At 56.5% G+C, this 2,122-nt stretch carries 1 protein-coding gene; it reads left to right on the forward strand.

What is annotated here, in order from left to right; translation table 11 throughout:
* Positions 1 to 2,122 (forward strand): hypothetical protein (locus tag AYB31_RS21755; protein WP_201787440.1); only part of this gene is annotated, 2,122 nt, incomplete at both ends.

Raw genomic sequence — 2,122 nt, forward strand, 5'->3', positions numbered from 1 at the left:
GCGTGCCAACCGGCAATGCCGTTTATAGCAATCTGAGTTTGAGTACGGAGCCGGCATTTGCCGGGCCGCTGCGCTTCATTAATGCCAACGCATCATTGAGTGGCGAGTTCTCTTTCGACGAGCAGGCTACCCCTGTTCGGAAGCTGGTGTTGCAGGCGAGCAGTCTGACCCTGGCAAATGGCGATCATAGCCTGCAGAGCATTCAGCTTTCACAGGCCTCGGTGCTCAAAACCTATACTGGTGCTACTTCTCCACTGAGTTTGAATGCTGATGTCATCGAGGTGTCGGCAGACTCGCGAATTGATGTGTCCGAACTGGGTGATGCGCCTTCCATCGCTGTGGGTAATTACTCCGGTGGTAGTCATGGTGGTCTAGGTGGTCGTCCTGGCAATAGTACCGTCAATCCAACTTTTGGTGATCCGCTCCACCCGATCACCCGCGGTATAGGTGGTCGCGGGAGTTCTTCTTCCTACATTACTCGCGGCGGTGGTGCGCTTTCCTTGGCGAGCAGAGTGTTGGATCTGCAAGGTCAAGTGTTGGCCAATGGCGGGGGCTACGCTGTTAGTGGCTCGGTGGGCGGCGGGGCTGGCGGTTCGATTTGGATTAACGCTCAATTGTTACGTGCCGGGTCGGGTACTGCCATTCGCGCTCTTGGCGGTGATGCCAAGGGGTCTATTACAGGGGCCGGCGGTGGTGGCCGTATTGCTATCTATTACGGTCAGTTGGATGGTTTTGATCCGTTGACTCAGGTCAGTGTCGCGGCTGGTGCTGGAGCTTACCCGGCTGGAGTCGGTTCCTTGCATCTGGAAAACCATGCAGGTGCTGTCGTGGTGTTGGGTAGCAGTTTGACGGACCTCACCAACAAAGCGCCTGAAAGAATCACCCTTGACTTCAGTACACCAATAGAACCTTCCAGTCTCAATGCGCAAACCCTGCAGCTGGAAGGGCCTGATGGTGTCATCGCGCCCGCACAGATTAGTGCTCTGAGCCCGGTTACATACAGCGTGCGCCTGCCTCAGGCGCTGACCGACGGTGTTTATGAGCTTCGCGTGTCGGGTGTGCGTTCGGCGCAGGGGCGCGGTATGGATCAGAACGGTAATGGCACAGAAGATGAGGTGGAGGACGTATTTGTCCAGCGCTTCGAGGTTGACCTTACTAACCCTGCAACGCCGCAAATAACCGAGCCATTAATCGCGCCTGCAGTTAATGCATTGAATGCCAAACAGGTCACCATCAAGGGCATTCGCACGGAGCCCAGTGCCATTCTGGTGAACGACGTGCTGGCGGTGAATCAGGGTGAGGGCGCTTGGACCATCAGCAACTACTCGCTGCCGGAAGGGACGAGCAGCCTCAGGGTGCGAGTACGGGATGCCGCCGGCAACCTGTCCGACAACGTGGTGCTCAATTTCAGCGTTGACAGCATCGCTCCGTCGGTTAGCGCTTATTGGCCCAATTACGTGGCCTCGAAAACGACCCCCAGCAAGATCTCGGTTACCTTTAACGAGGCCGGTACCGGGCTGGATCTGGGTAACAGCTATCTCATCCTGAGGAAGGGCACTGCAGGAATCGCTGGCAACCTGAGCCTGGTTGACGACACCTTGACGCTGGTGCCCGGTGCACCGCTGTTGGAGGGGTACTACACCGCCTATTACCGGTTACAGGACAAAGCTGGTAATCAACGTACGGGTACCTTCAACTTCACTCAGGATTACACCGTCCCCCTAGCGCCTGAGTTGAACGCCTACCCGTCCATCACAACCAACAGTAAGGTGACACTGTCGGGTAGCAAAGAAAGCAATGCGCAGCTTTACATCTATGACGGCAATAACAATAACGCCCAACTCACTAGGATTTGCTGCTCCGCAACGACCTGGTCTTACACCGCTACCCTGCAGCCAGGCGACAATCTGTTACGCATCCGCCAGGTGGACCAAGCCAATAACTACGGTGATATTACCGAGGCCCTGATCCGCTTCGACGACCAAGCCCCTGGCCCAGTGGTTCTGGGTGCAGATCCCAAGGGCAGCGGTACATCTGTGAAGCTGCTGTGGACGACTTACGACGAAGCGGCCAACGGCAACGACATCAAGGAATATCAGGTCTACGGCGCAGCGCAGCCGTT

The organism is Pseudomonas sp. BMS12 (genome assembly GCF_001592875.1).
Classification (GTDB): domain Bacteria; phylum Pseudomonadota; class Gammaproteobacteria; order Pseudomonadales; family Pseudomonadaceae; genus Aquipseudomonas.